The organism is Rhizobium sp. 10N427 (assembly GCF_056394605.1).
On record NZ_JBFTID010000013.1, the window covers coordinates 116152 to 131333 of the forward strand.

Here is a 15182-nt window from a genome sequence, read left to right on the forward strand (position 1 = left end):
GACGTGGGTGCAAGCGTATGCGTGATCATCGCCGCGAAGAACGCGGCCGATACGATCGGAATGGCCGTCAGCTCGGCCTTGCGCGAAAAGGAAGTGGCCGAAGTGGTCGTCATCGACGACGGCTCCAGCGACGGTACGGCCGATGCGGCGCGCGCCGCCGGTGATGCAAGCGGACGGCTGAATGTCGTCTCCTTCGAAAAGAATCGCGGGCCCTCTGCCGCCCGCAATCATGCGATCGAAATCTCCACGGCACCGCTGATCGCCATCCTCGATGCCGACGACTTCTTCTTCGAGGGCCGCTTCAGCCGCATGCTGGCGGAAGACGACTGGGACTTCGTGGCCGACAACATCGCCTTCGTCGATTCGGAGACGGTGATGCTAGCGCCGGAGCGGCTGGACAGCTTCCCTGATCGCCCGCTCTTCCTCGATCTCGTCGCCTTCATCGACGGCAACATCTCCAAGCGCGGCGTCCGCCGCGGCGAGATCGGCTTCCTGAAGCCGGTGATGCGCCGGTCCTTCCTCGATGCGCACAAGCTGCGCTACCGCGAGGAGATGCGGCTCGGCGAGGATTACGAACTCTATGTCCGCGCACTCGCCAATGGCGCCCGCTACAAGGTGATCCATTCGTGTGGTTACGGTGCGGTCGTGCGCGGCAATTCGCTGAGCGGCAGCCACCGCACCGACGACATCCGCAAGCTCTACGAAGCCGATCGCGCGATCCTGGCGAGTTGCAAGCTGACTTCAGAGGGCGAAGCAGCGGTGCGCCGCCACGAAAGCCATGTGCGTGGCAAATACGAACTGCGCCACTTCCTCGACGTCAAGAAGCAGTCGGGGCCCGGCGCCGCACTCGGTTATGCGCTGGCGAACCCTGCAGCCGTGCCGGCGATCGCTTGCGGCATCTTCATGGACAAGACCGAGCGCTTCCGCAGCCCCGGTGGCGCCGAGATCGCCACGAAGGGTGCCGGCGGCCTGCGCTACCTGCTCCCCTCGCCCGCCGACTGACGGCTATTTCGAGAATTTTCCGCCCGCGAGCTGGAAGGCGCTGGCAAGCAGCGCCGGGTCGCGGCGCGCCCAGTGCAGCAACAGGCGAAAGTCCGGCATGCGCGCCTTGCGCACCCGCTTCGCCTGGCTCCACAGCGCCTGCTTGCGCGCCCGCGTCTTGTAATCCTTGATCGTCTGGATTTCCTTCGGCCGCGCCGCAAAGCGCGCTTCCAACCGGTCGAGCGCCATCCAGGTAATGAATTGCTGCTTCAGAAACTGCGGCGAGTCGTTGTCGACGCCATGGAAGATATTGATCCCCTCGCCGCGCAGCGCACCGGCTTCGCCGCAGAGCAGCACTTGGCGGGCAGCCAGCATGCAGTCGCAGAAGAACAGCACGTCCTCGGCGGCGAGCCTGAGTGCTGCATCGAAGCGCACGGTCTCGATCAGCGGCCGGCCGATCACCATGCAGGACATGTGCAGGAAGGCCCAGTTCTTCAGCATCACGCCGGCAATATCGGGCAGTTCGATAATCAGCGGGGCGTCAGAAAGCCGGTGCGCGCCCTCCCTGACCTCCAGATCGGCAATGCCGAAGTGATAATCGAATTCCTCGCCGCCATGGATCGAGGCCCAATAGCAGTCGCCGTCGAAACGCTGCATCGCCGCATAGGCGTTCTGCAGATGATCTGGCGTCCAGATATCATCCGAATCGAGAAAGGCGGCATAGCGGCTGGCCGAAGGCACGTTGTCGAGCCCGGTGTTGCGCGCGCCGCCCGGCCCGGCATTTTCCTGGCGGATCACGGTGATTTTTGCCCGCTCATCGGCGCCCAGCGGCTTTAGCTCATCCTCGGCCGGATAGGGCGAGTGGTCGTCGACGACAAGGACATCGAAATCCCGGTAGCTCTGCGCGAAGACAGAGGCCAGCGCCCGGCGCAGGATGCCGTCCTCGCGCTGGTAAAACGGGATGATGATTGTGAAGGTCGCCATTCTTTCTCCTGACAGGCCGAAGCGGTGAGTGCGAATCTAGCGCCCGTCACCCGCACGGCAAGTTGTTGCGCCGCAGCATGATGAAGCGCATTCCGGCCGAAATTTGTCAAAGACGGAATATCGGACCACCAGCGCTGGCTGTGCCGAATAGACCCATTTGGGGGTGACGAAGACACATTTCGGCCGCAATCAGAGGCCGCGTTCTGTAACAAACCACAGAATGTCCTTCACCAAATGAGAAAAACTTTTCCATGCGGATCACGCTTCGCAACAGCCGCAAACGTTTTATGATCATTTTCGGAAATACATTGGCGCAAAGGGCGCTCAAGCGTTTCTGCAACTGATTTCCCGGCCCGCGACACGCCATGGTAGCCGCAATTTCGCACCGTTACAAAACGGGACCGGCGATCACTTTTGCTGCAGTGCCATATTTTCTTCCGCCAAAACGCTCTAGCTTTTCGTCTGCGGGCCAGAGTCTGCTCTTTGAAACGGCTGCAAGGGGAGGTGCAGCTCCAACAGGGGTGACAGATAAAGTGAACGTAGACGCCAACGTATCCTCGCGGATCAATCTGATGCGCATCGTGCTCATTTCGGGCATTGTGTTCGTCCACATACCATTCGACCCTGCGAATACGCCGTTCAACGGAAACTACGGTTTCTTCGACTGGCTGCGGGTGTTCCTGAGCGAAGCGCTCTTCCGTGTCGGGGTTCCGTGCCTCAGCGCCATTTCCGGCTACCTGCTGTTTCGCGGCGGCATGGAAGGCTTCAACTACACCAAGACGGTGCGCACCAAGGCGCAGACCGTGTTCCTGCCGTTCCTGATCTGGAACACGCTGTTTTTCGTGGCCGTCCTGGCGATCCTGGCGATCGGCATCGGCGACGGCTATGTCATCAGCCCCTATGAATCGACCTTCCGCGAACTGCTGAGCCAGCTGTTTGCCGCCGAAACCTTTCCGGCGAATATCCCGCTCTACTTCCTGCGCGATCTCTTCGTCTGCATCCTGATCTCGCCGATCCTTGCCTGGCTGGTGCGCCGCGCCCCGGTGTTAACGCTGTCGTCGCTGCTGCTGCTGGCGCTGATTCCGGAACTGCCGCTCTACATTGTCATCAAGCGCTCGATCCTGTTCAGCTTCACCTTCGGCATCTATGCCAGCCTCTACAAGCTCGACATCAAGGCGCTCGACCGTTTCGCACCGCTGGGCGTGGCGCTGCTGCTCGGCGCCTCGGCGCTGCTGGCAACCGCGATCTACGCAACCGGCCCCTCGATGCCCGACTGGGTGGAACTGTCGCGCAATGCGCTGGCGATCGGCGGCGCTGCCGGCTTCTGGATGCTCTCGGCCCTGCTCATCAAGACCCCGCTCGGCCAGCGGTTGTCGAAGACCGGAAGCCTCAGCTTCTGGATCTTCTGCGCCCATTATCCGCTGCTGGTCTTCCTCTTCATGGTCTGGGGCAAGACCGGCGTCGATTTCTACCCATTGTTCTTCGGCGGCTGCCTGCTGGTGCTTTTCCCGCTGCTGGTTCTCACGAACGGGTTCGTCCGCAGCAACGCCCCGAAATCCTACGCCGTCCTGACCGGCGGCCGGACCAAAAAGGGTCCGCAAACCCCATCCCGCCGGGATATCCCGGCTGATTTCGTTCCACAGCGAAGGTGACACATGACGACGAAAATCGCCCATGCTCGACGGCTTTGCCTGAGTTTTACGATCATCGGTGCCGGCCTCGCCGGCGCCCTTCCCGCGTCTGCCCAGCAGGCTGCAGGCACATCCTTCGTCGATGAGTTCGACAAGATCGACCGCAGCGTCTGGTACATTTCCGACGGCTGGAACAACGGCCCGCATCAGAACTGCACCTGGTCGAAGGATCAGGTGAAGATCGATGACGGCAAGCTCGAACTCGGCTTTGCCCAGGGCAAGTCGAAGGACCGCAACTACCAGTGCGGCGAGATCCAGACCAAGAAGCGCTTCAGCTACGGCACATACGAGGCCCGCATCAAGACCGCGACCGGCTCCGGCCTGAACTCGGCCTTCTTCACCTATATCGGCCCGGCCGACAAGCAGCAGCACGACGAGATCGATTTCGAAGTGCTCGGCAAGGACAGCTCGACCGTTCAGGTGAACCAGTACATCAAGGCCAAGGGCGGCAACGAGAAGCTGGTGCCGGTCGGCAAGTCCGCCGATCAGGACTTCAACGATTACGCCTTCATCTGGGAGCCGAACCGGCTGCGCTATTACCTGAACGGCAAGCTGGTGCAGGACGTCACCGACCCCAGCAAGATCCCGCAAAGCCCGCAGAAGATCTTCTTCAGCCTCTGGGGCACAGACACGCTTGCCGGCTGGATGGGCAGGTTCGCCTACACCCAGCCGACCACGATGCAGATCGACCGGATCGCCTACACGGCGCCCGGCGACAAATGCCAGTTCCCGGAATCGATCGCCTGCACGCTCAACTGAGCAGGCAGGCTGACGGCCTGAGACTTGCCTGCCTCACCCCCGAAACGGACTCCGGCCGATGCCGGTCCACGCACAGGAGCCTTGATGCTGAAAGTCCTTTACCTGGTGCATGATCTGGCCGATCCGGCCGTGCGCCGCCGCGTGCTGATGCTGACCGAGGGCGGCGCTGCCGTGACCCTCGCCGGCTTTCGCCGCGGCGACAATGCACTGGCCGAGGTCAGCGGCGTGACACCGATCGAACTGGGCAAAACAGCCGACGGCAGGTTCGGTCAGCGCATCGGCGCGGTCTTCAATGCATCAATCCGTCTGCGCGGACTGTTGAAGGGCGTCGAGCGTCCAGATGTCATCATCGGCCGCAATCTGGAAGCATTGGCCGTTGCCGATCGCGCCAGCGCGCTCTTCGGTGGTGTCCCGGTTGTCTATGAATGCCTTGATATCCACCGGCTTCTGTCGAACGAGGGTACGCCGGGCAAGATGCTGCGCCGGGCCGAGGCGCATTTCGGCCGCGAGGCCAAGCTGCTGATCACCAGCTCGCCGGCCTTCATCGCCAATTACTTCGCCACCAAATCGGCCATCAAGGCGCCGGTCATGCTGCTGGAAAACAAGGTTCTGGCGCTGGACGGCATGCCGCAGGCAGCCTCGCTGCGCCTGCCGCCCGCCGATGGCGAGCCCTGGAAGATCGGCTGGTTCGGTGCGCTCCGCTGCCGCAAGTCTCTGGAACTGCTTGCCGATTTCACCCGCCGCATGGAAGGCCGGATCGAGGTCATCCTGCGCGGCCGCCCCGCCTATTCCGAATTCGAGGATTTCGATGGCTTCATTGCCAACGAGCCCTACCTGAGCTTCCGCGGCCCCTACAAGAACCCGGAGGATCTCGCCAGCATCTATGGCGAGGTGCATTTCTCCTGGGCGATCGACTTCTTCGAGGAAGGCCTGAATTCCAGCTGGCTGCTGCCGAACCGGCTCTATGAAGGCTGCCTTTATGGCAGCGTGCCGCTCAGCATCGCCGGCACAGAAACGAACCGCTTTCTCGCCGACAAGCAGCTCGGCCTGTCGCTGAACGAACCAACAGCCAATGCGCTGCAGGCGATGTTCGAAGGCCTGACGGCTGAGCGCTACGGCGCGCTGTCATCGGCAGTCGCCGATACCGGCAGACACACATGGATGGCCGATCGCGGCGATTGCCGCGCGCTTATCGAAACACTTGCCAATCTCGTTCCGGCTGCCGCTGAGGGGCGCGCCGGTTCCGTTCCCAAAGCTCCCGCAGCTCAAGAAGGGTTGACTGCCATGAAGACTGATGTCCGTAGCAGCGTCTCCAGCCTCATCATCATTCCCTGCCTGAATGAAGCCAAGCATATCGAGCCGCTGATCGAAAAACTCGATCCGGCGCTCGACGACCTCAATGCCCGGATCGTCGTTGCCGATGGCGGCAGCACAGACGGCACGCGCGAGATCGTCGCTCGCATCAGCGAAACGGATCACCGCGTCATCCTGCTCGACAATCCTCGCCGGCTGCAAAGCGCAGCGATCAACCTCGCCGTCAGCACCTTCGGCCGCGACTACGAATATTTCATCCGCATCGACGCCCATGGCGATTATCCGGACGATTACTGCCAGCGCCTCGTCGAGGAAGCGCAGGAGACGGAAGCCGATTCGGTCGTCGTCGCCATGGAAACGGTCGGTTTCGGCATGTTCCAGAAGGCGACTGCCTTTGCCCAGAACTCCAAGCTCGGCAATGGCGGCTCCAAGCATCGCGAGGGTGCCGAGGGCCATTGGACCGATCACGGCCATCACGCGCTGATGCGCGTCAACGCCTTCGAGACCGTCGGCGGCTACGATGAGAGCTTCAGCCATAATGAGGACGCGGAATTGGACTACCGTCTGAAAAAGGCGGGGTTCGGCATCTGGATGACCGACAAGACGCGGATGATCTATTATCCGCGTTCGAGCGTGAAAACGCTCTTCCGGCAATATCTCGGCTACGGCCGGGGACGCGCCAAGAACATCCTGAAGCATGGCAATATGCCGAAGCTTCGCCAGATGCTGCCGCTTGCAGTCGTGCCGGTCTTCATCGGTGCATTTCTTGCCGTGCTGAATTGGATCGCCGTGATCCCCTTCAGCCTCTGGGCAATCGCCTGCGTCGGCTACGGCTTCTGGATGGCCGTCGGCCAGCGCAATCCTTATGGGCCGCTCGCGGCCCTCTCGGCCATGGTGATGCATTTCGCCTGGTCGGCCGGTTTCTGGATGGAGCTCCTGAGCTTCCGCAACCGGAAGGTCTCCTGATGAGGGATCAGACCATGCAGATCGACATTGGTGTTTGCACATACCGGCGCGCGTCGCTGGACGAGGCCCTGCTTTCGCTGGCCATGCTCGCCGTGCCCGAGAATGTGAAACTGCGCATCATCGTTGCCGATAACGACCAGACCCGCAGCGCTGAAGGCCGGGTCGAAGCCCTGCGCTCGACCATTCCGCACCCGATCGCCTATGTGCATTGCCCGGCTTCGAACATCTCGATCGCCCGCAACGCCTGCCTGGAAAACGCCACCGGCGATTACCTCGCCTTCATCGATGACGACGAGGACGCCTCGGAAAACTGGCTGGTCGAGCTGCTGCATACCGCTGAAAAGACCAGGGCCGACGCCGTGCTCGGCCCGGTCCGCAGCGTCTATGCGCAGACCGCACCCGCCTGGATGCGCGAGGGTGATTTCCATTCCACCCTGCCCGTCTGGGTCGATGGCGAGATCCGCACCGGTTATACCTGCAACGTGCTGCTGCGCCTCGCCTCCCGCCATGTCGAGGGGCGCCGCTTCAATCTCGCGCTCGGCAAGACCGGCGGCGAGGACACCGAATTCTTCAGCTACCTGCACCGGGAAGGCGGCAAGATCGCCTTTGCCCCTGAAGCGCATGTCTACGAGCCGGTGCCGGAAAACCGCGCCGACCTCTCCTGGCTGGCAAAGCGCCGCTTCCGCTTCGGCCAGACGCATGGGCGCCTGCTGCAGGAAAACAGCAAGGGTCTGAGCCGCGTGAAGGCCATCGGCATTGCCGCGGCCAAGGCCAGCTACTGCCTGGGCGTCGCCGCCCTCTGCATCCTCGTGCCGGTCCCGCGCTACCGCTATGCGCTGCGCGGCACGATGCATATCGGCGTGGTCAGCGGCCTGCTCGGCGTGCGCGAAATCCGCCAATATGGCGCTGTCGAGGGGGCTGCATGAGCGAAAAGCTGCCCGATATCAGCTTTATCATTGCAGCCTATAATGCTGCCGAAACGCTGGACAAGGCGATCGGCAGCGCATTGGCGCAGGTGGGCGTCAGCGTCGAAGTCATCGTCGCCGACGATTGCTCGACGGATGCGACCCGCGCCGTCGCCGCTGCTTATGGCGGCAACGTCCGCCTGATCGCGCTCGAAAAGAACGGTGGCCCCTCGGCCGCCCGCAACGCGGCGATCGACGCAGCCCGCGGGCGCTGGCTTGCGACACTCGATGCCGACGACACGATCGAACCGGACCGCCTGCTGCGCATGATCAGCCGTGCCGAAGCTGCCGGTGCTCAGATCGCCGTCGACAACATGCGGGTGATCCGCGCCGACGGAACGCTGCCCGAAACCATGTTTGCGCCAGCCGCTCTGGCGGCGACGCCGATGCTGACGCTGCCGGCATTCATCCGCTCCAACGCGCTGTTTCGCAGCGAGCACAATTTCGGCTACCTGAAGCCCGTTTTCGAGCGCGCCTTCATCGAGCGCCATCATCTGCGTTTCGACGAAAATCTCCGGATCGGCGAAGACTATCTCTTCCTCGCGTCCGCCATGGCGCTCGGCGCCACCTGCGTCATCGAGCCCGAGCCGGGCTACAACTACCACATCCGCGAAGGATCGATTTCGCGGGTGCTCGACATCAGGCACATTGAGGCGATGATGGAAGGCGACCGCCGGTTTCTATCGCGCCACAGCCTCGATGCGGCAGCGACGGCCGCCCAGACATTTCGCGCCCGCAGTCTCCGGCAGGCGCATGCCTTTCTTGAACTCGTCGATGGCATCAAGCAGCGCTCCCTCTCCCGGGCGCTCCGTGCCGCCTGGCGCGATCCGCTGGCCATCGCCCATCTCAGAATGCCAATCGCAATCCGTTTGAACCGCATGACGGCAGCCCTTCGCGGCGCTGCTGTCCGGAATTCGGAAGTCACAGTCACAGGCGGCGCTTCGCGCTCGCGCAAAGGATAAGAGCCCATGAACCAACGAAACCTGACCCTGCACAGCACAGTCCCGAAGGCCCCTGACGATAGCGACAGCTTTATCGACATCGATCGCCTGATCGCCATTGTGATCCGCCGGGCTGGTTCGATTGCGCTCTGCGTTGCGGCGCTGGTGGCACTCGCCAGCGTCTATCTGCTGTTCGCCACGCCGCAATATACCTCGATGACGCAGATCCTGCTGGATGACAGCATGACCAAATATGCCGAGGATCAGGCGCCGGCGGCCAGCTCCCAGCAGGTGGACATGCAGATCGCCAGCGCCGTCGAAATCCTGAAATCGACCGAGCTGGCGCTGCGCGTCGTCGATGCGCAGAACCTGTCGGAGAATCAGACGATTCTCGACACCGGCCAGGGCCCCGTCGATCTCGTGAAATCCGGCCTCAAGGTCGTCGTCAGCGCATTGACGCCCGGTGGCCCGCCGGTTTCGGACGATGATGCCAAGGAAGGCCGCCGTCAGAAGGCCGCCGCCATGCTGCAGCAGGCGCTCAATGTCTCGCGCGTCACCCGCAGCTCGGTGATCGCCGTCTCCTTCCGCTCGACGGACAGGATGCTCGCCGCCCGGATTACCAAGGCCTATGCCGACGCCTATCTCAACGATACGCTGAACGCCAATTTCGACGCCACCGAGCGCGCCTCTGTCTGGCTGCAGGAACGCCTTGCCGACCTGCGCAACCGCTCGCAGGTGGCCGCCCTCGAAGTCGCCAAGTTCAAGACCGAGAACGGGCTCACCTCCGCCAACGGCGAACTGATGTCCGAACAGCAGCTTGCCGATCTCAACAAGCAGCTCATCGTCTCGCAGGCCGATACCGCCAGCGCTTCGGCACGCTACAACCAGTTCAAGTCGATCGTCGATCAAGGCCCGGACGGCGCCGTCAACAATGCCGCCATTTCCTCCGGCCAGACCGACAATTCGGTCATCCAGGATCTGCGCACGCGCTACATCTCGGTTAGCCGCCGCGAAGCCGAGATCACCACCAATTTCGGCGCCGACCATCCGCAGGCTGTCCAGCTTCGTACGGAAAAGGCCGATCTCACGCGCCAGATCTTCCAGGAACTGCAGCAGCTGACCTCCAGCTACCGCAACGAATTCGAAGTCGCCCGCTCGCGCGAAGCGTCGCTGCGCCAGAATATCGAGCACCTGACCGGCAAGAATTCGGAGTCCAACAAGTCGATCGTTCAGCTCAACGATCTGGAACAGCGCGCAACGGCGCTGAAGACCCTCTACGAATCCTACCTCGCCCGTTACGAGCAGGCCTCGCAGCAGCAGTCCTTCCCGATCGCCAAGGCCCGCGTGATATCCGAGGCCGGTGTCCCCGCCTCGCCCTCCAGCCCGAAGAAGACCATGACGCTCGGTCTCGCCATCGTGCTCGGCTTGATGGCCGGCGGCGCACTGACCGCTTTCCAGGAATTCCGCGAACGCTTCTTCCGTGTCGAAGGCGATGTACGCACCATCCTCGGCCTGAAATTCCTTGGCTACCTGCCGCTGGTCGGCAAGCCGCCGAAGGAACGCAAGGTCTTCAAGCCGCGCAAGGAGCCGCTACCGCAGCCGGTCGAGACAGCGGCCGATGACGGCGCCAGCTTCGAGCGCATCATGCGCATCGTTCTGGAAGCGCCGCGCTCGGTCTTTGCCGAAACACTGCGCAATGCCAAGCTTGCCAGCGACGTCATGTTCCAAGGCAAGTCCGACCGTGTCATCGGCGTCGTCTCCGCTCTCCCCGGCGAAGGCAAGTCCACGACTGCGGCCAACTTCGCGGCCCTGCTGGCCTCCAGCGGCAAGCGCACACTGCTGATCGACGCCGACCTTCGCAATCCCGGCCTGACCCGGATGCTGAAGCAGCCGCCGCAAAAGGGCCTCGTCGAAGCCGTGCTCGGCGAAATCCCATGGGCCAGTGCCGTCAAGGTCGATAACCGCACCAAGCTGGCGATCCTGCCGGTCGTTTCCAACGACAACCTGATGCATACGAGCGAGCTGCTCGCGTCGCAGGGCATGTTCAACCTGATGGAAAATGCCCGCAAGATGTTCGACTACGTGGTGGTCGATCTGGCGCCGCTTGGTCCTGTCATCGACGCCAAGGCCTTTGCGCCGCAGGTGGATGGCTTCCTCTTCGTCACCGAATGGGGCCAGACACCGACGACGGTGGTGCGCGACATCCTGAATGCCGAGCCACAGATCAAGCAGAAGATCCTCGGCGTCATCCTCAACAAGACGGATATGTCGGAGCTCAGCAAATTCAGCAATTTCGGCGGCACCGAACGCTACCGCCAGAAATATGTGAGCTATTACACCGACGAGATCCCGAAGAAGCAGGAACCGGCCGAAACGACCGCCTGATCAGGTGGAAAAAAGGTGGACCTGACCGCGCCAGAACCGGGCGACGGTCAGTCTGCCTGTCTTGAAAGCCCGCGTATCGAGATTGAGGCGCATTGCCTCGATCTCCGGCTCCTCGACCGGCGTGTGGCCGTGGACGACAAGCTTCGGCAGCGGCTTCATGGCCTGGAAAAAGCGCTCGCGGATGAAGACGAGATCTTCGTCGCTTTGCCGCTCCAGCGGCAGTGTCGGATCGATGCCGGCGTGGACGAAGAGAATATCCGGCGTATCGGCATAGATCGGCATCTCGCGCAGGAAATCGATATGCGGCTTCGGCAGCGACTGGCGGATGAAGGTGTCGAGCTTCGAGGCCGTCGGAAAGATCAGCGGCAGATGCTCGGGATCGAGACCATAGGACCGCAGCAGCGCATCGGCGCCCATCCGCATCCACTCGGCATAGGAAATCTTGCCGTCGATATAGTCGAGCATCATGATCTCGTGATTGCCGGTCAGGCAGATCCGGTCGAAATTCTCCGGCGGCGGCATCATCAGATGCGAGATTACCTGGGCCGAGGACGGGCCGCGGTCGATATAATCCCCGAGCGTGATGAGCATCTTGCGGCCCGGAAGACGCGCCGCATCCCTGACGATCGTGTGCTCTGCCATCTCCAGCAGGTCGTGGCGGCCGTGGATATCCCCGATCGCATAGATCGGCATATCGCCGGGGTCGAACTGGAGGCGCTGCCGGGATGGCGATGACATGGTCCTAACCTCACGGTCGTCGTCTGCGAATGAATGAGCCATAGTTGATCCCGCGCTGTGCTGGAAGCCGTGAAGTGCGAATTGTGAGCTTTACGAAATAGTTAGGCAAAAGGTTGCAGCTGACAAGCTGGTAGAAAAATTCAAACCGTACCGATTTTGTAGAAAATGCGGCCTTATCAACAAGGATGGGATCGATCACTCATACGGACATCAAGAAGAGAATGGCCGATGGGAACAGTATCGCAATTGCACGACCGGTTGAGGCCGGCCGCACACCGGATCGAGAGCGAGGAAGAAGCGGTCGCCGCAGCGCGCCGCCTTGCCGCCGATTTCAGGCGCCAGTCGAGCGAACGCGACATCAATCGCATCCTTCCCTATTCCGAGCTCGATTCACTGTCGCTTTCGGGGCTGACGGCGATCACCGTGCCCCCCGAATACGAAGGTCTCGACGTCAGCAACGCGCTGCTGGCGGAAATCGTCGCGATCATCGCCGAGGGCGATGCCTCGATCGGCGAATGCCTGGCAGTCCATTTCTCGGCTTTGGAGGGCTTGCGGCAGCACGCTGGCGACGATCTCAAGCGCCCGCTGTTCACTCGCGCTTTGGCGGGAGACCGCTTTGCCGAAGCAAGCTTCGACACCGATGCTGTTACCGCCCTTCCCCTCGGCCACCGCATCAGTGGCCGCAGCCGGCAGGCAACAGCCGTGCTCTTCGCCGACTGGCTGGCGATCTCGACCCCCGGCAACAACCTTCTGCTTTATCTTGCCCGCAGGAGCGAAGGCCTGCAGGTAATCGACAGCTGGGACGGCTTTGGCCAGCGCACCAACGGCACCGCGGCTTTGATCGCTGAGAATGTTCAGACCAATGCAGATGCCGCTGTCAGCCAGGAGGCACCGGCCGTTGCGATCGCCTCGCTGCTGCATGCCGGCGTTGATCTCGGCATTGCCCGCGCCGTTCTGTCGGAATTGCAGGAAGCCGAAGTCATGCCGCCGGCCGCAGGCGGGCTGATTGTCGGCATCGAAGCCGCGGCAGCCCTCCTGGAGCGGGCTGGACACCGGCTCGATATCGCCCAGATCAATTCAGGGACGGCGATCACCGAGGCGGAGTTTTCCGCCACCGCTGCACAGGCGCATTCAAGCGAACTGGCATTGCGCACCGCCGCCGCCATTTTCGAGATCGCAAAAGGTGACGTGGGCGGAATCGGCCGCAACCTTGACCGGCACTGGCGCAACGCCCGCATCCGGGCGCTCGGCGGCAAGCTCGCAGGCCTGCATGCGAAAGCAGTCGCCTATTATGGCCCTAACTGGGAAATCTGATCAGCCGGCCGCCGAAACCGGCACAACCTCGGCGACGTCGGCATCGCCGAGCTTGCCATCCTTGGCGACGAACTGTTCCAGCGTCATGTTGTCGAGGATATCGGCAATTGCGTCGCGAACCTCGGTCATCGACCGGCGGACATGACAGGTCTCGGGATCCGAACAGTCGTCACAGGCTTCATAAGCCGTGCGGCTGGCGCAGCGGATCGGAGCCAGCGGACCATCGAGCGTGCGGATGACGTGGCCGATTCGAATTTCCGATGCCGGACGCGACAGCGAGTAACCGCCGCCCGGTCCCTTCTTCGAGCGCAGGATGCCGACATTGCGAAGCTCGAGCAGGATCGTATCGAGGAACTTCTTCGGGATGTTGTTGCGCGCCGCGACGTCGTTGATGAACGCCGTCTCTCCGGGCGCCAGCCTGGCCAGATCGACCAGCGCCTTCAGCCCGTATTTTCCCTTTTTCGTCAGCATCTTCGATAGCCCTGCAGTATTCGCGCCATTATGCCTTCTTCTATTGTCAAATAACGCCGAAACCATGGGCGCGCAATGAAATAGCCAGCTTTTATATAGGTTACATCGGATTCCTGCGCAGAGTGCCGCCTTTTTCGCACAGGCGACGGCAGGATCCAGCCGTTTCTGTTTTATTTTCAATATCAAAGGCCTTGCTTCGCAACWGCAGCATGCCCATATCTGCGTTTTCAGATCATCAATTTGTGTTGTTTTGGCAACAGGGGTCCGCAACAGCGTGACCTAACCGTATCTTAGCTTGATACGGTTAGGCTGATGTGCGATCCAATACTCGCGGGTTGCCGCTTTCCCCTGAGGGGATTCGACAAAACTGGGATGGGTTTTTGACGCTGGTTTCTCGGCGCGATCTCCTGCGCCCGATTGAAAAAGGAACTGCTATGAACATTCGTTCTATTCTCATTGGTTCGGCGGCTGCGCTGAGCTCGGTGTCCGGCGCATACGCGGCCGACGCCATTGTTGCAGCTGAGCCGGAAGCTGTTGAATACGTTCGCGTTTGCGACGCTTACGGCACTGGCTACTTCTACATTCCGGGCACCGAAACCTGCCTCAAGATCGGTGGCTACCTCCGCTTCGACGTCGGCTTCGGCTTCGGCGATGCTTACAAGAACAACTCGAACGAAGACTGGTCTTCCCGTACCCGCGCTCACGTCGCCTTTGACGCCAAGAGCGACACGGAATACGGCACACTGACGAGCCGCATCGTTCTTGAAGCCAACAACCGTCCGGTTGCTACAGGTGCAAGCGGCATCACCTCTGAAAGCTCGACGACCCTCGGCGGCGTTTCCACCGGCACGATCATCGACCAGGCCTATATCGATATCGCTGGTCTGCGCGTTGGTAAGTTCACCAGCTGGTGGGACGACGACTTCTCGGGCGAAACCGATGCAATGGCAAACGTGACGAACACGAACGCTGTTCGCTATCAGTATGACGCAGGCGATTTCTACGCCGGTGTTGCTCTGGAAGAGCTCGGCGGCAACAGCGGTGACTTTGCAGATCGTACATTCCAGCGCAGCAGCGAATTCCTCGGCGGCACTGACGTCAAGGGCAACACCCTCGGCGTTGACGCTTCGGTCGGCGGCAAGTTCTCGAACTTCACCTGGGCTGTCTACGGCGGCTATGACGCTGGCAACCAGGAAGGCGCCGTCACGGCTCGTATCGGTGCAGACGTTGGCCCAGGCAAGGCTGAAGTTGCAGTCATCTGGTCGAGCGGTCTCGGCGATGCCGGCAACGGCGGCAACGCTTACTACGCAAACGGCGAATGGACGGTCGTTGCTCAGTACGCTCTGAAGGCAACCGACAAGTTCACCATCACTCCGGCAGCTCAGTACACCAACAACATCGTAACCGATGCTGACGGCAGCTGGGATGACGGCAGCATGTGGCGCGCCGGCGTGACCCTCGACTACCAGGTCGTTGAAAACCTGAATGCCAAGCTGACCGCGACCTACGTCAAGGAAGACTACGGCAATCAGACGGTTGACGGTAAGGGCGATGCTGACTGGGTTGAAGGCTTCTTCCGCCTGCAGCGCGACTTCTAATGAATTGACGTGCGGTTAGAGACGCACGTCAAGTGATCTGGTTGACCTCCGATCACAGTGAAGAAGCCCGGATTT

12 protein-coding genes and 1 pseudogene are annotated in these 15182 nt (G+C 61.7%); 10 read left to right on the plus strand and 3 right to left on the minus strand.

Features of this window, described 5'->3' with window-relative positions; genetic code table 11:
* The first annotated feature begins 3 nt into the window (after window positions 1-3).
* Window positions 4-1002, plus strand: a complete 999-nt coding sequence (locus AC1DIJ_RS23415; protein WP_477831562.1) for a glycosyltransferase family 2 protein — start codon at window positions 4-6, stop codon at window positions 1000-1002.
* 3 nt (window positions 1003-1005) lie between these two features.
* Here AC1DIJ_RS23415 and AC1DIJ_RS23420 read toward each other — a convergent pair whose 3' ends face one another.
* Window positions 1006-1965 carry a glycosyltransferase family 2 protein gene (locus AC1DIJ_RS23420; RefSeq protein WP_112390355.1) on the minus strand — a complete coding sequence of 320 codons (960 nt, stop codon included), beginning with the start codon at window positions 1963-1965 and terminating at the stop codon, window positions 1006-1008.
* A 572-nt stretch (window positions 1966-2537) separates the two neighbouring features.
* On the opposite strand from AC1DIJ_RS23420, the gene AC1DIJ_RS23425 reads away from it, so the two are divergent.
* The 7 genes and pseudogenes from AC1DIJ_RS23425 to AC1DIJ_RS23455 all read left to right on the plus strand — a co-directional run bounded on the left by AC1DIJ_RS23425 (window position 2538) and on the right by AC1DIJ_RS23455 (window position 10986).
* The gene (locus AC1DIJ_RS23425; RefSeq protein ID WP_477831563.1) at window positions 2538-3617 is read left to right on the plus strand and encodes an acyltransferase family protein; all 1080 of its coding nucleotides are present in this window, start codon (window positions 2538-2540) and stop codon (window positions 3615-3617) included.
* A gap of 3 nt (window positions 3618-3620) precedes the next feature.
* Window positions 3621-4415 (plus strand): endo-1,3-1,4-beta-glycanase ExoK, encoded by a 795-nt coding sequence (exoK, locus tag AC1DIJ_RS23430; protein ID WP_112390353.1) that lies wholly within the window; start codon window positions 3621-3623, stop codon window positions 4413-4415.
* 84 nt (window positions 4416-4499) lie between these two features.
* Window positions 4500-5654 (plus strand): annotated as a pseudogene (locus AC1DIJ_RS23435) (glycosyltransferase); the annotation flags it as partial.
* A gap of 45 nt (window positions 5655-5699) precedes the next feature.
* Window positions 5700-6695 carry a glycosyltransferase family 2 protein gene (locus tag AC1DIJ_RS23440; protein WP_477831569.1) on the plus strand — a complete coding sequence of 332 codons (996 nt, stop codon included), beginning with the start codon at window positions 5700-5702 and terminating at the stop codon, window positions 6693-6695.
* Window positions 6695-7621 (plus strand): glycosyltransferase family 2 protein, encoded by a 927-nt coding sequence (locus AC1DIJ_RS23445; protein ID WP_112390351.1) that lies wholly within the window; start codon window positions 6695-6697, stop codon window positions 7619-7621. Before AC1DIJ_RS23440 ends, AC1DIJ_RS23445 begins: the two co-directional genes overlap by 1 nt.
* On the plus strand, window positions 7618-8622 hold the full coding sequence (locus tag AC1DIJ_RS23450; RefSeq protein WP_112390350.1) for a glycosyltransferase family 2 protein: 1005 nt from the start codon (window positions 7618-7620) through the stop codon (window positions 8620-8622). Before AC1DIJ_RS23445 ends, AC1DIJ_RS23450 begins: the two co-directional genes overlap by 4 nt.
* Window positions 8623-8628: 6 nt before the next feature.
* Window positions 8629-10986 (plus strand): polysaccharide biosynthesis tyrosine autokinase, encoded by a 2358-nt coding sequence (locus AC1DIJ_RS23455; RefSeq protein WP_112390349.1) that lies wholly within the window; start codon window positions 8629-8631, stop codon window positions 10984-10986.
* Here AC1DIJ_RS23455 and AC1DIJ_RS23460 read toward each other — a convergent pair whose 3' ends face one another.
* Window positions 10987-11724, minus strand: coding sequence for a metallophosphoesterase family protein (locus tag AC1DIJ_RS23460; protein WP_477831564.1), 738 nt, complete (start codon window positions 11722-11724; stop codon window positions 10987-10989).
* A gap of 228 nt (window positions 11725-11952) precedes the next feature.
* On the opposite strand from AC1DIJ_RS23460, the gene AC1DIJ_RS23465 reads away from it, so the two are divergent.
* On the plus strand, window positions 11953-13038 hold the full coding sequence (locus tag AC1DIJ_RS23465; protein WP_112390347.1) for an acyl-CoA dehydrogenase family protein: 1086 nt from the start codon (window positions 11953-11955) through the stop codon (window positions 13036-13038).
* Here the strand turns inward: AC1DIJ_RS23465 and AC1DIJ_RS23470 are convergent, their stop codons facing one another.
* Window positions 13039-13509, minus strand: a complete 471-nt coding sequence (locus tag AC1DIJ_RS23470; RefSeq protein ID WP_112390346.1) for an RrF2 family transcriptional regulator — start codon at window positions 13507-13509, stop codon at window positions 13039-13041.
* Window positions 13510-13943: 434 nt separating this feature from the next.
* On the opposite strand from AC1DIJ_RS23470, the gene AC1DIJ_RS23475 reads away from it, so the two are divergent.
* On the plus strand, window positions 13944-15107 hold the full coding sequence (locus AC1DIJ_RS23475) for a porin (protein ID WP_112390345.1): 1164 nt from the start codon (window positions 13944-13946) through the stop codon (window positions 15105-15107).
* Window positions 15108-15182: the final 75 nt, after the last annotated feature.